17 protein-coding genes are annotated in these 16609 nt (G+C 73.0%); 10 read left to right on the top strand and 7 right to left on the bottom strand.

All coding sequences use genetic code 11. The features are described from left to right. Nucleotides 1-6 precede the first annotated feature (6 nt). Nucleotides 7-2013, top strand: coding sequence for a beta-galactosidase (locus tag ACNNMR_RS38980; protein WP_420000626.1), 2007 nt, complete (start codon nucleotides 7-9; stop codon nucleotides 2011-2013). Then, a complete protein-coding gene (locus ACNNMR_RS38975) occupies nucleotides 2014-2706 on the top strand; it encodes a glycoside hydrolase family 12 protein (protein WP_419999451.1) in 693 nt (230 codons plus the stop codon). Nucleotides 2707-2725: 19 nt separating this feature from the next. Here the strand turns inward: ACNNMR_RS38975 and ACNNMR_RS38970 are convergent, their stop codons facing one another. Together ACNNMR_RS38970 and ACNNMR_RS38965 are read right to left on the bottom strand one after the other, a co-directional pair. Next, entirely contained in the window at nucleotides 2726-3742 is a 1017-nt protein-coding gene (locus ACNNMR_RS38970) for a LacI family DNA-binding transcriptional regulator (protein WP_419999450.1), read from the bottom strand. Between the two features lie 642 nt (nucleotides 3743-4384). Continuing rightward, the gene (locus tag ACNNMR_RS38965) at nucleotides 4385-5818 is read right to left on the bottom strand and encodes an MFS transporter (RefSeq protein WP_419999449.1); all 1434 of its coding nucleotides are present in this window, start codon (nucleotides 5816-5818) and stop codon (nucleotides 4385-4387) included. A gap of 78 nt (nucleotides 5819-5896) precedes the next feature. Here ACNNMR_RS38965 and ACNNMR_RS38960 point away from each other — a divergent pair, with 78 nt between their 5' ends. Beyond that, nucleotides 5897-6355 carry a MarR family winged helix-turn-helix transcriptional regulator gene (locus ACNNMR_RS38960; protein ID WP_419999448.1) on the top strand — a complete coding sequence of 153 codons (459 nt, stop codon included), beginning with the start codon at nucleotides 5897-5899 and terminating at the stop codon, nucleotides 6353-6355. Between the two features lie 130 nt (nucleotides 6356-6485). Beyond that, on the top strand, nucleotides 6486-6863 hold the full coding sequence (locus ACNNMR_RS38955; protein ID WP_419999447.1) for a hypothetical protein: 378 nt from the start codon (nucleotides 6486-6488) through the stop codon (nucleotides 6861-6863). Between the two features lie 79 nt (nucleotides 6864-6942). On the opposite strand, the gene ACNNMR_RS38950 is transcribed toward ACNNMR_RS38955, so the two are convergent. Further along, a complete protein-coding gene (locus ACNNMR_RS38950) occupies nucleotides 6943-7461 on the bottom strand; it encodes a lytic polysaccharide monooxygenase auxiliary activity family 9 protein (RefSeq protein WP_419999446.1) in 519 nt (172 codons plus the stop codon). Between the two features lie 107 nt (nucleotides 7462-7568). Then, nucleotides 7569-8000, bottom strand: a complete 432-nt coding sequence (locus ACNNMR_RS38945) for a DUF3618 domain-containing protein (protein WP_419999445.1) — start codon at nucleotides 7998-8000, stop codon at nucleotides 7569-7571. 75 nt (nucleotides 8001-8075) lie between these two features. Here ACNNMR_RS38945 and ACNNMR_RS38940 point away from each other — a divergent pair, with 75 nt between their 5' ends. The 3 genes from ACNNMR_RS38940 to ACNNMR_RS38930 all read left to right on the top strand — a co-directional run bounded on the left by ACNNMR_RS38940 (nucleotide 8076) and on the right by ACNNMR_RS38930 (nucleotide 11018). Next, the gene (locus tag ACNNMR_RS38940; RefSeq protein ID WP_419999444.1) at nucleotides 8076-8627 is read left to right on the top strand and encodes a MarR family winged helix-turn-helix transcriptional regulator; all 552 of its coding nucleotides are present in this window, start codon (nucleotides 8076-8078) and stop codon (nucleotides 8625-8627) included. A 149-nt stretch (nucleotides 8628-8776) separates the two neighbouring features. Next, on the top strand, nucleotides 8777-9577 hold the full coding sequence (locus ACNNMR_RS38935) for a multidrug DMT transporter permease (protein WP_419999443.1): 801 nt from the start codon (nucleotides 8777-8779) through the stop codon (nucleotides 9575-9577). Nucleotides 9578-9854: 277 nt separating this feature from the next. Further along, the gene (locus ACNNMR_RS38930) at nucleotides 9855-11018 is read left to right on the top strand and encodes a hypothetical protein (RefSeq protein WP_419999442.1); all 1164 of its coding nucleotides are present in this window, start codon (nucleotides 9855-9857) and stop codon (nucleotides 11016-11018) included. A gap of 139 nt (nucleotides 11019-11157) precedes the next feature. Here ACNNMR_RS38930 and ACNNMR_RS38925 read toward each other — a convergent pair whose 3' ends face one another. The 3 genes from ACNNMR_RS38925 to ACNNMR_RS38915 form a co-directional block, all read right to left on the bottom strand. Next, the gene (locus ACNNMR_RS38925; RefSeq protein WP_419999441.1) at nucleotides 11158-12750 is read right to left on the bottom strand and encodes a bifunctional phosphatase PAP2/diacylglycerol kinase family protein; all 1593 of its coding nucleotides are present in this window, start codon (nucleotides 12748-12750) and stop codon (nucleotides 11158-11160) included. An 18-nt stretch (nucleotides 12751-12768) separates the two neighbouring features. Beyond that, a complete protein-coding gene (locus ACNNMR_RS38920; RefSeq protein ID WP_419999440.1) occupies nucleotides 12769-13224 on the bottom strand; it encodes a CBS domain-containing protein in 456 nt (151 codons plus the stop codon). 178 nt (nucleotides 13225-13402) lie between these two features. Further along, nucleotides 13403-14242, bottom strand: coding sequence for a PP2C family protein-serine/threonine phosphatase (locus ACNNMR_RS38915; RefSeq protein WP_419999439.1), 840 nt, complete (start codon nucleotides 14240-14242; stop codon nucleotides 13403-13405). A 412-nt stretch (nucleotides 14243-14654) separates the two neighbouring features. On the opposite strand from ACNNMR_RS38915, the gene ACNNMR_RS38910 reads away from it, so the two are divergent. Genes ACNNMR_RS38910 through ACNNMR_RS38900 form a run of 3 tightly spaced genes read left to right on the top strand, consistent with a single transcriptional unit; the run spans nucleotide 14655 to nucleotide 16550 of the window. Then, nucleotides 14655-15476, top strand: a complete 822-nt coding sequence (locus tag ACNNMR_RS38910; protein ID WP_419999438.1) for a SigB/SigF/SigG family RNA polymerase sigma factor — start codon at nucleotides 14655-14657, stop codon at nucleotides 15474-15476. Further along, nucleotides 15460-16029, top strand: a complete 570-nt coding sequence (locus ACNNMR_RS38905) for a DUF6328 family protein (protein ID WP_419999437.1) — start codon at nucleotides 15460-15462, stop codon at nucleotides 16027-16029. The genes ACNNMR_RS38910 and ACNNMR_RS38905 overlap by 17 nt, the downstream gene beginning before the upstream one ends. Next, nucleotides 15978-16550 carry a GNAT family N-acetyltransferase gene (locus tag ACNNMR_RS38900; RefSeq protein WP_419999436.1) on the top strand — a complete coding sequence of 191 codons (573 nt, stop codon included), beginning with the start codon at nucleotides 15978-15980 and terminating at the stop codon, nucleotides 16548-16550. Before ACNNMR_RS38905 ends, ACNNMR_RS38900 begins: the two co-directional genes overlap by 52 nt. Nucleotides 16551-16609 lie beyond the last annotated feature (59 nt).

The raw sequence follows: 16609 nt of genomic DNA, 5'->3' as shown, positions 1-16609 counted from the left end.
CAAACGATTCCTGGGGGCTTCGCCCCCAGACCCCCGTCCGGGCAACGCATCTTCTTCGGCGGCGACTACAACCCGGAGCAGTGGCCGGAGGACACCTGGCCGGAGGACATCGAGCTGATGCGCGCGGCCGGGGTCAACTCCGCCACCGTAGGCGTCTTCTCCTGGTCCCGCCTCGAACCGCGCCCCGGCCGCTACGACTTCGGCTGGCTCGACCGGCTGCTCGGCCTGCTCCACGACGGCGGTGTGGGGGGCATCCTGGCCACCCCGACCGCCGCTCCCCCGCCGTGGCTCGGCGCCCGGCACCCGGAGTCGCTGCCGCGCGACGAGCACGGCCAGACCGTCTGGTACGGCTCCCGCCAGCACTTCTGCGCCTCCAGCCGGGCCTACCGGACGTACGCGGGCGCGATCACCGAGCGGCTCGCGGACCGCTACGGCGACCACCCGGCGGTGCGGATGTGGCACGTCAACAACGAGTACTGCACCTTCTGCTACTGCGACGCCACCGCCCGGCACTTCCGCCGCTGGCTGCGCTCGCGGTACGGGGAGCTGCCCGCGCTCAACGACGCCTGGGGTACCGCCTTCTGGAGCCAGGCCTACTCCTCCTGGAACGAGATCCTGCCGCCGCGCCGCACCCAGTACCTGAAGAACCCCACCCAGATGCTGGACTTCCGCCGCTTCACGTCCGACGCGCTGCTGGAGTGCTTCACGGCGGAGCGGGATCTCATCCGGGCCCGGACCCGCGCCCCCGTCACCACCAACTTCATGCCGATGTGGGTCGGCCAGGACGCCTGGCGCTGGGCGGCCGAGGAGGACGTTGTCTCCGTCGACGTCTACCCGGACCCGGCGGACCCGCTCGGCGGCCAGTACAACGCGCTGATCGCCGACATGACCCGCGGCCAGGCGGGCGGCGCGCCATGGATGGTGATGGAGCAGGCGGCGGGCCCGGTCAACTTCCGCGGCGTCAACCACCCCAAGCCGCGCGGCCTCAACCGGTTGCTGTCGTGGCAGACGGTCGCCCGCGGCGCCGACGCCGTGTGCTTCTTCCAGTGGCGGCAGTCAAGGCAGGGCGCGGAGAAGTTCCACTCGGGAATGGTCTCCCACGCCGGGCCCGAGGGCCGTACGTACCAGGAGGTCAAGCAGCTCGGCGCCGAGCTCGCCCGGCTCGGCCCGCGGGTCGCGGGCAGCCGCGTCGATCCGGCACCGGTCGCCATCGTGCACGACTGGCAGTCCTGGTGGGCCGGGCTGCAGGACGGCCGCCCGTCGGACCGCGTCCACTACCCCGACGTGCTGCGCGCCTGGCACCGCGCGCTGTGGGAGGCGGGCCTGCAGGCGGACTTCGTCCAGCCCGGTACGGAACTGACGCCATACCGCCTGGCCGTCGTCCCGCAGCTCTACGCCATGACCGACGCCGCCATCGACACCCTCCGCATCTTCGCCCTCGCCGGCGGACACGTGGCCGCCGGCTTCCTCACCGGCATCGCCGACGCCGACGACCGGATCCGCGAGGGCGGCATGGACGGCCGGCTGCGCGACCTCTTCGGCATTCGCGTACTGCACGAGTGGTGGCCGCTCGACGAGGGCGAACACGCCGCCACCGACGCCTTCGACTGCGAGCTGTGGACCGAGGAGCTGGAGCCGGTTTCCGGCGCCGAAATCGTGACGGCGTACGCGGGCGGCGAACTCGACGGCCTCCCCGCCGTCCTGCGCAACGGCCGCGCCTGGTACGTCTCCACCCTCCCCCGCCCCGCCGCGCTGCGCGACCTGTGCGCGCGGATCGCCGCGGAGGCGGGCGTACGGCCGGTGCTCGCCGAGCTGCCCGCGGGCGTCGAGGCGGTACGCCGCGGCGACCTGCTCTTCGTCCTCAACCACGGCCGCGATCCGGTGTCCGTCGACCTGCCGGACGGGCGCCACCACGAACTGCTCGACGATGTCACCCTCTCCGGCCCCCTGAAGCTGGGCCGCTATGGCGTCGCCGTGCTGCACCCAACCCCCCACAAGAAGAAGGAAACGTAGATGAGATCCGTGAAGATACTGATCGCCCCCGTGCTGGCCCTCGCCGCCGCCGGCGCCTGGATCGCCGCCCCGGCGCAGGCCGCCACCTGGGAGTCCTGCGACCAGTGGGGCAACACCGAGCTCGACGGCTACACGCTCTACAACAACATCTGGGGCTCCGGCGCCGGCAGCCAGTGCATCAGCGCCGAGTCGGCCGCCGACTGGAGCGTCAAGGCCGACCACCCCAACACGGGCGGCATCAAGTCCTACCCCAACGCCAAGAAGGTGGTGAACAAGCCGCTCTCGGAGCTGAAGTCACTGAGCAGCAAATACGACGTCACGGTTCCGGACTCGGGCGCGTACAACACCTCGTACGACATCTGGGACACGGACCACGACTACGAGATCATGCTCTGGACGAACTACACCGGCGCGGTCGGCCCGATCGGCACTCCGGAGGGCAAGGTCACGCTCGGCGGCCACTCCTGGGATGTCTACAAGGGCAGTAACGGCGCCAACGAGGTGTTCTCGTTCCTCCGCACGTCCGACTCATCGGCTGGTGAGGTGGACATCCTGCCGATCCTGAAGTGGATCGAGGAGAAGGGCTGGTGGAGCGGCGAGACCATCGGCGACGTCCAGTTCGGCTACGAGATCACGTCGTCGGCCGGCGGCCTGGACTTCCGTACCAACGACATCAGTGTGTCCTCGAGCTGAGAGTCCTCGAGCTGACGGCTCAGCTACCCGGCGCGGCAGCCGCCCCCGTGCTGCCGCGCTGGGTCAGCACCGGCTCCAGCAGATCGAGCTGCTCGCACTCGCGCGCGGTCAGCCGGTCCATCACCCGCTCCACGGCCCGCTGCCCCAGCTCATGCGCGGGCAGCGCCACGGACGTCAGCCGGACCGAGGCGTGCAGCGCGGCCTGCTCCGGGCAGACGGCGACCACCGACACATCTTCCGGTACGGCCATGCCCCGCTGCCGCAGCAGGCTCAGCAGCGGCTCGATGGCGGACTCGTTCTGCACGATGAAGCCGGTGGTGCCGGGACGCTCGTCGAAGACCCGGGCGAGCTGCGCGGCCACGGCGTCGTACGAGGCCTCGGTCGGGCGGTGCAGCATCCGCACGCCCAGCTTGGCGGCCTCGCCGCGGGCGCCCGCCAGCGTCCGCTCGGCGAACCCGGTGTGCCGCTCGTACACCGCGGGCGCCTCGCCGATCAGCGCGATCTCGCGATGGCCGAGCCCGGCGAGGTGGGCGACGCACTCGGCGCCCGCGGCGGCGAAGTCCAGGTCCACGCAGATCAGTCCGGCCGGGTCGGCGGGCCGGCCGATCAGCACCACCGGCTGCGCGGCGTCGCGCAGCAGTGGCAGCCGCTCGTCGTCGAGCTCGACGTCCATCAGGATCATGGCGTCGGCGCGGGAGCTGCCGTGGATCCGGCGGACCGCTTCCGCGCCCTCCTCGCCGGTGAGCAGCAGGACGTCGTATCCGTGCTCGCGGGCGGTGGTGGCGACGGCGACGGCTATCTCCATCATCACGGGCAGATACATGTCGGTGCGCAGCGGCATCATCAGCGCGACGACGTTCGACCGACTGCTGGCGAGGGCACGGGCACCGGCGTTGGGGTGATAGCCGAGCTCCTTGATGCTGGCCTCGACGCGGCTGCGGGTCTCGGAGGAGATGGACCGCTTCCCGCTGAGCACGTAACTCACCGTGCTCGGCGAGACGCCGGCCCGGCGGGCGACTTCCGCGATCGTGACCATACGCCCCCGCCCTCCAGGAAGCGATTCGATGATGCGCTTCCATTTCCGATGATCCTTGCGGGTCGCCAGTCTATGTACTGGGCAGATGAACGTCTAGGGTGCGTCGAAGCGCTTCGACCGGCGGTGCTGAGCGGGAAGTTGGGCCCTGCACAGCGTACGCGCCCGTCCGGCCGGCCGAACAGCGCGATCGCGTCGGCCCGCTCGTCCTCGGCCTGGGCATCGCGGCCGCCCTCATCATCGCCGGACTCAGGAGCCGGGGCCGGGAAGACGAATCCGGCGGCGGATCCCGGGCGTGAGTGGGCGTGGCGTCGCGGGCACCCGCGGGGTAGCACGTAGGGAGGAAACCATGCAGATCCAGATCTCGCCGGAGCCGGACCCGGTGCCATCGCCGGACCCGGTGCCGTCACCGAACCCGCCGCCCGTACCCGGCCCACCACCCGTACCCGGCCCACCGCCCGTACCACCGGGCCCGGCTCCCGACCCAGTGCCGAAGCCGCCGGGCCCCGACCCCGTACCCGACCCAGACCCCGGCCCCAAGCCGCGCTCTGGGTAACCCCCCACCCACCCGCCCGCCTCTGCCGCTCAATGCAGCCGGCAGGCGGGCGGGGCCCACGCGCACCGGCACGGACTGCTGAGCACGGATCAGCCCGTCTGGGACACCGGCTCCGTCGAGGGCTTCGGCTCCGGCGTCGCAGACTTGCGTACCGGGATGGCGATCGCGACCGCCGACGCCACCACGCCCATCGCGCAGCCGATCAGCATCGCGACCCGGAAGCCCGACTCCGACGGCAGCGCATGGCCGCCCAGCGACGTGGTCATGTTGGCGAGGACGACGCCGATCACCGCTGCCGAGACCGAGGTGCCGATGGAGCGCATCAGGGTGTTGAAGCTGTTGGCGGAGGCGGTCTCGGACTGCGGCACCGCGCCCATGATGAGCGCGGGCATCGCCCCGTACGCGAGGCCGACCCCCGTACTGCACAGAATCGTGACGACCAGCAGCCCGAGCGTCGAGCCCATCAGCGGCAGCGACGACGCGTAGCCGGCCGCGATCACCAGGCTGCCGACCGCCAGCGTGACCTTCGGCCCGCGCGCCGCCGAGAGCTTCGCGCCGAGCGGCGACAGCGCCATCATCATCAGCCCGCCGGGCGCCATCCACAGCCCCGCCGCGAGCATCGACTGGCCGAGCCCATAGCCGGTCGCCTCCGGCAGCTGCAGCAGCTGCGGCACCACCAGCGACTGGGCGTACATCGCGAAACCCACCAGGATCGAGGCCGCATTGGTCATCAGGACCGTCGGCCCCGCGGTCACCCGCAGATCCACGAGCGGGTCCTGAATACGCAGCTCCCACCACCCCCACAGCGGCAGAATCACCACAGCGGCGCCGAAGAGCCCGAGCGTCGTCCCGCTCCCCCAGCCCCAGTCCGCGCCCTTGGAGACCGCGAGCAGCAGGCAGATCAGCGCGCCGCCCAGGCCCAGCGCGCCAAGTCCGTCGAAGCGCGCCGACGCCGCCCCGACCGCGCCCGCCGGCACCACGGTCCGCACCAGCGCGGCAACCACCACGCTCAGACCCGCGACCACCCAGAACAACGTGCGCCAGCTGGCATTCTCGGCGATGCCCGCGGAGAACGGCAGCCCGAGCGCGCCGCCCACGCCCATCGACGCGCTCATCACGGCGATCGCGGAGCCGAGCCGCTCAGCAGGGACCACGTCCCGCATCAGGCTGACGCCGAGCGGTACGACGCCCATGCCCATGCCCTGGAGCGCGCGCCCGGCGACCATCGGCGCGAGCGACGACGACAGAGCGCAGACGACCGAGCCGGCTATGAGCGGGACGATCGACAGCAGCAGGATGCGCCGCTTGCCGTACATGTCGCCGAGCCGGCCGGCCACGGGCGTGGAGACCGCGGCGGAGAGCAGCGTGGCGGTGACCACCCAGGAGGCGTTGGACGCGGAGGTGTCCAGCATCCGCGGGAGCTCGCCGATCAGGGGGACCACGAGGGTCTGGGTAAGCGCGGCGAGGATGCCCGCGAGGGCGAGCACTCCCACGATGGTGCCGGGGCGGCGGGTTGCATTCATGGATGTGCATCGTACACCTACTGTGCATTATGCACATCCGCTGCATCGTGGAGCGCTCCAGGTGCTATATCTGGCCTTATGGAGAGGTCGACCCGGCAGATCGAGTTCGAGACGATGCTGCTCATGCGGCACGGGGTGCTGGCACAGCCGCGCGCGAAGAGCGCCGGCGGCGAGCGGCTGGACCGCAGCGCGTACGTCCTCCTCAGCCGGCTCCAGCTGGACGGGCCGATGTCGATCGGCCAGCTCCGCGAGGCCTTCGGCCTGGACGCCTCCACCCTCAACCGGCAGACGGCGGGCATGCTGCGCGCCGGGCTGGTCGAGCGGATCCCGGACCCGGACGGGGGGATCGCGCGGAAGTTCCGGGTCACCGAGGAGGGTGAGCGGCGGCTGGCCGCGGATCGTACGGCGAATGTCGCCGGCCTCGGGAAGGTGCTGAAGGGGTGGTCGGCCGAGGAGGCCGCCCAGTTCGCGGCGATGCTGCACCGCTTCAACGAGGACATCGAGCGGCTTGAGGGCCGCCCTTGGCCGCGGCCCTGACAGCTATGGCAGTAGGCCGCGCGAACGGTCGTCCCCGCGGCCAGGAAACCAGCTCCGTAGCGGCCGTCGGCGTTAGAGCCGCCCCGGGCTGGCTACTCGTCGGCCGTACGGAAAGGAGGCGGCGCTTCTCATGGATACCTCAACCGCTGAGGCCGACCGCCAGACGCTGGTCCGCTTCATCGAGGAAGCCTTCGTCTGCGCCCAGGCGTGCGAGCGGTGCGCGGCCGCGTGCCTGCCCGCGATCGGCCCGGACGAGCCGGAGCAGTGGAGCCGCGTCGACGTCAGGTGCGCGGAGATCTGCGAGCGCACCGCGCGCATGCTCAGCCGGCATCCCGGCTTTGCCGCGCCTGAGCTGTACGCCCAGGTGGAAATGTGCGCCAACGCCTGCGCCGAGCAGGTGGACCGGCTGGCGCCGTACGTCGGCTCGGAGGGACGCGCCACGCTGCAGGCCAACGCCTGCGCGGAGTGCGAAAAGCACTGCCGCGACCTGCTCGGCTCGCTGGCCTGACCGGCTGGCCCCGCGGACCGCAATCGCCCGCCCGCTGCCGGCTGCAAGGACAACGGGCGGGCGAGCGGCAGCGGCTTGACTAGCCGATGTTGACGTCGATGCAGGCGTAGAAGGCGTTGGACGTGTCGGCGATGTTCCAGATGGCGAGGATCTTCTGCTTGCCAGAGAAGCCGCCGAGGCTGACGGTGTGCGTCGTGGTCTCGCCCGGCTGGGCGTTGTTGCCGTCGATGTCCGCGACCTTGGTGCCGCCGACGTAGTACTCCCAGTTGGTGGTGGCGTGCCGCGCGGTGTTCTTCCAGGTGAACTCCTGCGAGTTCCCGACGTTCGTCACCGCCCAGCCCTTGGAGTCGTCATCGAGCTCGGCGAAGCGCGAGTTGCCGCCGCTACAGCTCTTCAGGCCCTTCGGTCCCTCGACACTCTGCGGCTCGTACTTGATGTCCCCGCAGGGGACCGTGCCGGCCGCGCACTGCGCCTGCCGGCTGGGCGGGGAGGAGACGTAGCCGTGCGCGCTCGCCTGGGACGAGGGAAGGGCCAGTACGAGAAGCGGTGCTATGCCGGCACCGATGACGGCCGCACGCTTCTTCCTGCTGATCCGCATGCCTGCTCCTTGGAGGTGGGGGGTCCAGACATTGGTCTAGACTTACACCTCTTGTCAGAACACCGTCAAGGATTGGTGCAGACCTTTGTTCAGAGGAACCGCCGCCGTCACTTGGCGTTCCGGCGGCGCAGCGCCACGTACGCCAGGCCGATGGCCAGCACCGTGGCGGTGAGGCCGAGGGGTACCGGCTGGCGGCGGCCCGCCTCGGCCGCGCGGCCCGCGGCGGTGCGCACCTGCTCGGGCGTCTTGTCGCGCGCCACGTCCTTCAGCTCGGCGGCCTTCTCCTGCGCGCGGTGCTTCACATCGGCCTTCGCGGCCAGTTCCTCGACGGTGTCGCCGAGGCGCTCACGCGCGGTCGACACCTGCTCGCGCAGCTTGTCGTGCGTGCTGTGGGTGCTGGTCATGGGGTCCTGCCCTCTTCCTTGCGTACGAGGCCGGCCGGCTCCGGTGTAGAGCCGGGCGGTGCGGGGGCGCGGCGGGCTGGTCAGCTCGCGCCGCAGCTCGTCCCGGACCACCGGATACGTGCCTTTCTCAGTCACGGCGGCCGAGTACCCGGGCGGGCAGGCAGGTAACGCATCCGCATGAATGACCCGGACTACGGGTATGCATGAGTCATGCATACGAACCAGCGAACCGCGAATCTCCTCGGTGCCACCGCGCTCGCGGTGACGGACGAGCTGGTCAGCGGCCCGGTGGCCGCCTCGGCCGCGAGCCCGAGCGGCGCGGCCGCGCTCATCGCGCTGCATGCCGACCCCGGCGTCAGCGTCACCGAGCTCGGCCGCCGCGTCGGGCTCACCCAGTCCGCCGCCGTACGCATGGTCGACGCGCTGGAGCGCTCGGCCATGGTGGAGCGCCGTCGCACCGCCAACAAGTTCACCTGGATCTACCCGACGGAGAAGGGCCGCAGCGCCGCCGAGGTCCTGCTCCACGGCCGCCAGGCGCGCCTCACCGCCGCGCTCGCCGGCCTCGGCGAGGACGAGGCCCGTACGCTCGGCGCCCTCCTGGAAAAGGTCCTCGACGGCCTGTACGCGACCTCCCGCGCAGGCCCCGACCCGGACGCCGCCCACCACCGCATCTGCCGCCTCTGCGACCGCACGGCGTGCACCCGCGACGCACACTGCCCGGTCGGCGAGGCGGAGAAGGCGGCGCGCGGCGCGAGTGCGTGAGCCATGGGTACGGCACCCGTGGGCGAGGCGCTGGCGCTGGTCTCGGCGCTGTGCTTCGGCGCGACGCACTTCCTGAGCGGGCTGGTGGCGCGGCGCCGTCACGGTGTGACGGTGGCGTTGTACGCGCAGTGCGCGGGGTTGGTGGTCGCGTGCGTGGCGCCGCTTTCCGGGGCGCCGAGTCCCCCTCCCCCGCCGCGCTCGGGTGGGGGGCGGTGTCGGGGGTCGGCACCGGTGCCGGGGTGGCGCTGCTGTACGTGGCGATGAACTCCGGCGCGATGAGCGTGGTGGTGCCGGTCAGCGACGTGATCGCGATGGGCTTGCCGGTGGTGGTGGGGCTCGCGCTACTGGGCGATCGCGCGTCGCCGGCGGCGCTGGTGGGGATCGCCGTTGCGCTGCCGTCGATCTGGCTGGTGTCGCGTGGCGGGGACGGTGGAGAGGACGGGGGTGCGCGCGGGGACGGCGGTTCGGGCGGGGGCACGCGCGGCGGCGGGCCCGGGGCGCGCCGCCGCGGGCCGGGCGGCCGCATCGGGGGTACGGGCGGGTCCGCGGGGGTGCGGGCGGCGCTGGCCGCGGGTGTGGGGTTCGCCCTGCACTTCCTGGCGCTGGCCCGGATCCCGGAGGGGGCGGGGCTGTGGCCGATCGCGGTCAGCCGGGCCGTGTCGATCGTGGTGATCGCCGTACCGGCCGTGGCCGCGGGGCTGCCGCTGCGGCTTCCCGCCCGGGCCCTGCTCGTGGTGACCGTCGCGGGTGCGCTCGGCACCGCCGCCACGACGCTGTACTGGCTGGCCACGACCCTCCAGCCGGCCGCACTCGCCGTGGTCCTGGCGGCGCTCTATCCGGCGGTTCCGGTGCTGCTCGCGCTGGCGTTCCTCGGCGAGCGCTGCGGCCGGCGGCAGACGCTGGGGCTGGTGGGCGCGGGCTGCGCGATCGCGCTGATCGCGCTGGGTTGAGCGAGCGAGGGGCTACGAACGCGAGGGCTTGCGCGCTGAGGTTCCGCGCGCGGCTGCGGCGAAGTCCCGCGGAAGCGCGGGCGGGTGGCTTCGGGTGCGGGGTCCCTGAAGCCCCGCACCCGAAGCCCTCCCCCCTACCTTCCCCCCGAGTGGCCGCTCGACCAACGCCCGCGAGTGCCCGCGCCCCCGCCCGCCTAAACCACACCGGTACGGCCCGGTCAAACCACACCGGTACGGCCCGTGTCGGCCCCCCGGCGCCCGGGTACCCGCGCGCCTCATGAAGCTCGGATTCCTCGACCCACTGCTGCACACCCCCGGCCCCTGGGCCTCGGTGTACTTCGGCACCACCCGTACCACCGAAGACGCGGCCGCCCGGCAAGCACTCCACGCCCGCGCCGCCTGCGAGCGCCTCACGGCGCAGGGCGCGGACAATGCCACCTGCCAGGCGCTCTACGCCGAACTCACCACCCCCACCCCGCAACTCCCCGGCCGCGCCCTCTTCGCGGCGGACGGCGCGGTGCGGCTCGACGTGCCACTCGCCACCCCGCCCGCGCAGCCGGAGAGCTGCTGGACGTGGCTGCCGCACACCGGACCGCTGCTGGACTACGCCGGGCCCGACCCGTCCTGCCTGGTCGCCTATGTGGACCACACCGGCGCCGGGCTGGAGCTGTACGACGCCCAGGGCCGGCGCACCGCGGGCGAGGTCAGGGGCGAGGACCGGCCGGTGCAGCGCACGGCGTCGTCCGTCCGGCCGGAGCGGCGCTCGCAGCTCGCCGTAGAGAACACCTGGGAGGAGAACGCCGCCCGCACCGCCGAGTCCGTGGCCGCCAAGGCCGCGGAGACCGGAGCGGAGTTCGTGGTGCTGGCGGGTGACCCGCGCGAGCGCCGTGCCGTACGCGACAGGCTGCCGCGGCGGCTGCGCGCGGCCGCCGTCGAGACCAGCCGTGCCGCCCGGGCGGCGGGCGCGGAAGCCGGGCGCCGGATGCCGCACGCGGAGCTGGACGAGTTGCGCGCCGAGCAGGCCCACGCCCGCGCCGAGGAGGCCCTGCAGCGCTTCCGCGCCGGGCGCGTCCCGACCGGGGGCCGGATCGACGCCGCCGAAGGCGTCCCGGCGCTGATCGACGCCGCCCGCGAACACCGCATCGAGGCCCTTCTGGTCCGCTCCGGCGGCTCCGACCTGCACCGCGACGTCTGGGTCGGCCCCGCCCCTGACCAGCTCGCGTTGCGCCGCACGGATGCCCAATACCTCGGCGAACCCCGCCCCTCGACCGCCCGCGCCGACGACGCCCTCATCCGCTCCGCCACCGCCACCGGCGCCGACGTGATCCCGCTCCCCGAGCCGGACGGCCGCGGCGCCGCCCCGGTCGGCGGCCTGGGCGCGCTGCTGCGCTGGCCGTACAAGGGCGGGCTGCCGGGGGGCGGCCGGCCGCGGGAGGTCTAGTCCCCACGGGGGATGGGCGGGGGGGGGCTGAGCCGGCGGCGCGGGCGACAGCCGGGGCTTCGGCGGCGGCCGAGCACCGCCACCAGCCCGTCCGGCGCTTGAGGACGAGCGCCGCCAGGCGCGATCTGCCCGGAGCGGGTCAGCTTGGCGGCAGGGGGCGGTACGCCGTCAGGGCCTCATTCACCTTGCGTAGCGTCAGCTCTCCCGGCGCAGCCGTCACCTCCCCGTCGTACGCGACCGGGGCATCCCCCGGAACCCCGGAAATCCGGAGCCGGCGCAGCCGCGCGGCCGCGTGCAGCGGCGACCCGCGCAGCGGGCCCGTGAGCGCGGCGCCCAGCAGCCGGGCCCGGGGCAGCCGGCCCGCGGGGACGACTCGGACGTCGAGCAACCCGTCCGCCAGGTCGAAGCGCCGCACGGGCATCGCGCCGAGGCCGCGATAGGTGCAGTTCCCGGCGAACAGGACCCACAACGCCCGTCGCTTCCCGCCGAGTTCCACCTCGACCGGCCGTGCCGCGCGCAGCACCTCCAGCGCGGCGAGCACCCCGGCGGGCCACGCGCCGATCCGCCGGGACCAGCGCTCGCGGACGCGGACCAGGTCCGGATACGAGCCGAGGCTGAAGGTGTTCACGAACACCTCGTCGCCGAAGCGGCCGACGTCGACTCCTACGGCTTCGCCGCGATGCACCGCCATGGCGGTGTCGCGGATGGTCTCCAGACCCAGGTCGTACGCGAAGTGGTTCCGGGTGCCGCCCGGAAAGACGGCCAGCGGCACGCTGTGCCGGAGGGCGGCACGGGCGGCGGCGTTGATGGTGCCGTCGCCGCCGTAGGCGCCCAGAGCGCCGCCGATGCGCGCGGCTTGCGCTGCGGCTTCGTCGAGCAGATCCGCGAGGTCCGGCACTGGTTCATCGCGCCTGACGGCGCTCGTCCTCAAGCGCCGGACGGGCTTGATATTCGCGTCCGGCAGCGCCGATGCCGGCCGCCGGACGAGCTTGATATTCGCCTCCGGCAGCGCCGCTGCCAGCTGTTGCGCCGGGTCCGGGGCGTGCGTGTTGCCGCCCCCGGCTGCGCCGTTCACCACCACCACCAATCCGCGGCCCTCCCGCAGCACCGGCGCATCCGCCCGCGGCCGCGCCGGTGGGGCCAGCTGGGCGCGCGTGGGGACCAGCCCCCTTACCGCATACGCCGCTCCCGCGCCGAGCGCCATCCCCGCCAGCACATCGCTCGGGTAATGCCCGCCCGTATAGACCCGCGAGAACGCCACCGACCCCGCCACCGGCGCGACCACCGCACCCCACCGCCGCGACTCCAGCGCCGCGCCGACGGCGAAGGCCGCCGCCGACGCCGCGTGCCCGGACGGGAATGACGTCGTGAACGGCTGCCGGTGCAGCTGCCGCACTACGGGGACCGCGTCGAGGAGCGGGCGGTGCCGGCGCACCGAGCGCTTCGCGACCGTGTTGACGGTCGCCGACGCCGCCGCCAGCGACGCCGCCCCGCGCAGGGCCGCGCGGCGCGCCGGGCGGCCGCCCGCGGCGGCCATCGTGGTCGCCAGGGCGAACCAGAGCACGCCGTGGTTGGCGCTCCTGCTGAGCTTGGGCAGGACGCGTTCGGCGCCCGGCCAGTGCTGCCGGGCGACGCGGTGGAACAGTTCCAGGTCCCACGCCGCGAAGGCGCCGGCGAGGCCGGGCCGGCCCTTGCCTGCCCGGTCGCCGCCTGAAGTCGCCGGAGTGGTCAAGGCGTCAGCACGCCCGGGCTATCCGGCGCGACGGGCCCGGCCCGCCGTGCCCGGCCCGCTGTCCGGTGTCGCGCGGCTGATGTCCGCGAGGGCGGAGGCGGGGTCGCGTTCGACCGCCAGGTCGCCGATGGAGACCATGCCGATGGCGGTGCCGTCCTCGGTCACCGGCAGCCGCCGGATCGCGTGCGTACGCATCAGGTCCACCGCCAGGTCGACCGGGTCACCGGGGGCGACGCACACCGGCTCCGGCGTGCAGATCGCCTGGCAGCTGACCGTCAGCGGGTCGACGCCGTCGGCGACGGCCCGCAGCGCGATATCCCGGTCGGTGACGACGCCGAGCAGCGTTTCGTCCCGCATCACGAGGACGTCGCCGATGTCCTGCGCCCGCATCAGCTGGGCGGCCTCCACCAGTGACGCGTCGGGCCGCACCGCGGTCACGGCCGGCGTCATCACTTCCCTCACCATCTGTGCCATGACTGCTCACTCTTCCGAACGAACCTACTGGGCTCGTGCCGCAGTACCCGGTCTCCGGCGGGCTATTCACCCGCTTCGCCCGCCGCCGGCATCGGCACCGGAATTCGGGCCGGTGGCTGGAATGTGCACCTCCGCGGTCGGGCCGGGGACCGGTGTCACGCCCCGCCGTGAGCCCGCTTCAAGCGGCCGCGGCCACCACCGGCTCCGGCTCTATCAGCACCAGCGCGATGTCATCGCTGTCGCGGCCGCGGGCGGTGTGCCGCCCCAGCGCGGAGAGGACGGTGTCGAGGGCGTCGTCGAGGTCCGGCAGGGCGCAGGCGGGCGCGACGGACTGCAGGTCGAGCATGGTGCCGCGGCGGTCGCGGGCCTCGGTGAGGCCGTCCGTGTAGAACAGCACCCGGTCGCCGGGGGCGAGCTTGACCTGCTGGACGCAGGGTGTGGGGTCGAGGCCGAAGGGCGTCGCCGGCTCGTCGGGCGTCAGTAAGGCGGGCGGACCGCCGGCCGGGAGGTGCAGCGGAGGCGGGTGGCCGCAGTTGGCGAGCTTGAGCCGGCCCGGAGCGAACTCGGCGAGGACCGCGGTGACGAAGTCCTCCGAGGCCAGGTTCCCGGCCATCCGCTGCTCCATCTCCGCTACCACGCCGGTCAGTTCGCGGTGGCCATGGGCGCAGTCGCGAAAGCAGTCGATGGCGGCGGCGGACTGCGCGGCGGCCGCCATCCCCTTTCCGCGTACGTCCCCGATCAGCAGTCGCAGCCCCGCGCCGGTGTCGGCGAAGGCGTACAGGTCACCGCCGATGACGTCGTGTGCGCCGGCCGGACGGTAGCGGGTGGAGATGGCGGCGCCCGCGAGCTGGAAGGTGCCCGGGCGCAGTATCGCCCGCTGGGCGACGCCGACCGCGGCGGCCAGGCGGCGTTCCCTGGCGGCTATGCGGCCCGAGGCCCAGATCGCGTAGCCGACGGCGGCAACCAGCACCACCGGGTACGGGAGCAGCAGCCACACATATGCCGTGACTGTGCCCATCGCGTCCCCTTCATCCGCGGGCCGCCCCGACCGCGGTTACTGTCCGTATATGATCGTAAGTGATCGTCACTTGGCTGCACTTGCCCCATACGCTGGCCTACCCATCCCTGGCCAGGGGGAACCCGTCCTAGCCGATACATGTCAGCCTTGGCCGATAACCATCGCTCGCACCCAGATAACTACCCTGCGTGACCGGCGAGTTGGGTGTGTCGACGCAGTCCGGCACGAACCTGCCTGCGGCCCGGCGGCCGCACCGGCCAGGCCCCCGTTTAGCGCCGCCGCTGCCGGGCAGGCGCTTTACGTGCTTCGGACTGCAGGCACGCTCGCGGAGGCCGCGAGTGCTGTCGGCCGTCCTGGCCGGGTGCCAAGGCCTCCGTGGTGACGACTGTCCCACCGACGAGGGAGGCCACACATGCCCCCGACGACGGCGATACGCAAGCACAACCGCAAACGCCATCCGCATGATGACGCCCCCGACACCCGGGGAGCCTTCGAGCGGGTGTCGAAACTGCCGCCGGGACCCGAGCGCGACCAGCTCCGCCAGGAGATCGTCTGCGCCTGGATGCCGATGGCGGCCCGCCTCGCCCGGCAGTTCCGCGGGCGCGGCGAGAACCTCGAGGATCTCGAACAGGTCGCGCATCTCGGTCTGGTCAAGGCCGTCCTGCGGTACGACCCGGAGTACGGCACCGCCTTCGAGAGTTACGCGGTGCCGACGATCCTCGGCGAGATCAAGCGCCACTTCCGCGACCACATGTGGGGCCTGCACGTGCCCCGCCGGGTGCAGGAGCTGCGCAACCGCGTCCGCGCCGCGGACCACGAGGTGAACCACTCGCTCGACAACCGGCGCGCCGGCGTGGACGAGCTCGCCGAGCGCACCAACCTGACGCCGGCGGAGGTCCGTACCGGCATGGAGGCCATCGACAGCTACGCCATGCTGTCCCTGGACGCCGCCATGGCCGGCGACTCCGACGACGGCTACTCGCTCATCGACACTCTCGGCGGCCGCGAGCAGGGCTACGAGCTCGCGCTGGCGCGGGAGGCGGTCCGCGACGGGCTGCGGGAGCTGCCCGAGCGGGAGAAGCACATACTGTACCTGCGCTTCTTCCGCGATCTGACCCAGCGCCGGATCGCCGATGAGCTGGGCATCTCGCAGATGCACGTCTCCCGCCTGCTCAACCGCACCTGCAGCAGGCTGCGCGAGCGGGCCGAGACCGGCCGTGCCGCAGCCGCCTGAGCCGGCCGGCGGCCACCGGGTGAGCAGCACCGGACACCACCGCAACGAGACACAGCTGGAGCGCGACGACCGTAATTTCCAGGAGCTGCTGCAGGAGTTACGGGTGACCCAGACCGGGGTGCAGATCCTGTTCGCGTTCCTGCTGTCGCTCGCCTTCATGCCGCGGTTCCCGAGTCTGGATTCGGTGCAGCGCGGGGTGTACGTCACCACGCTGCTGCTGGCGGCGGTCGCGGCGGTGCTCTTCACCGCCCCGGCCGCGCTGCACCGGACGCTGTTCCGGCGGGGCGCGAAGCGGCTCGTGGTGGACGTCTCGGCGCGGCTGGCGGCGGCCGGGCTCGTGGTGCTGATGCTCGCCTTCGGCGGGGCGCTGCTGCTGGTCGTGGACGTGGTGCTGGGCCGGGCCGCGGGCATCGCGGCGTGCTCGGGCGCGGTGGCGCTGTGCGCCGCGCTGTGGGGCGCGATGCCGCAGGTGCTGCGGCGGCGCCATGGCAGAGTGAGCGCATGGCCATCGAAGTACGACCGGCTACGGTCTTCGAGGACGTCCGCGCGGTGATCGGCCCGAAGAAGCCGACCTCCAACGTCTGCTTCTGCCTCAGCTACCGGATCCCGTCCAAGCTCAACAACGAGCTCCGCGGCCAGGCCCGCGCCGACTACGTCGCCGGCCTGGTCCGCGAAGACCCGCCCCCCGGCGTGCTGGCCTACGACGGCGACGAGCCGGTCGGCTGGGCCGCGGTGGCGCCGCGCGAGTCCACCACCTTCGCCCGTAACCGAAAGATCCCGCACGTCGACGACCTGCCGGTCTGGTCGCTGTGGTGCATCCGCGTCCGCCCCGGCCACCGCAAACAAGGCATCTCACACGCGCTCATCGAGGGCGCGGTCGCGTTCGCGCGGGAGCGGGGTGCGCCGGCGGTGGAGGCGTATCCGCTGGACAACGGCGGTGCCAGGGTCGACCTGACGATGGCCTACGCCGGGCTGCGCAAGAACTTCGAGCGCGCGGGCTTCGTCCACGCCGCCGATACGACGTCGGTGCTGGCCGGTCATCCGCGCGTTCTGCTGCGCCGCACGCTGCGCTGATCCCGTCCGTGCCCGGCCCGGATGCTGCTGCTGCGGGGATCTTCGGATGGGTGCTGTGA

The organism is Streptomyces boninensis (assembly GCF_048572725.1).
GTDB lineage: Bacteria > Actinomycetota > Actinomycetes > Streptomycetales > Streptomycetaceae > Streptomyces > Streptomyces boninensis.
This window is presented reverse-complemented; position numbering and strand designations above follow the sequence as displayed.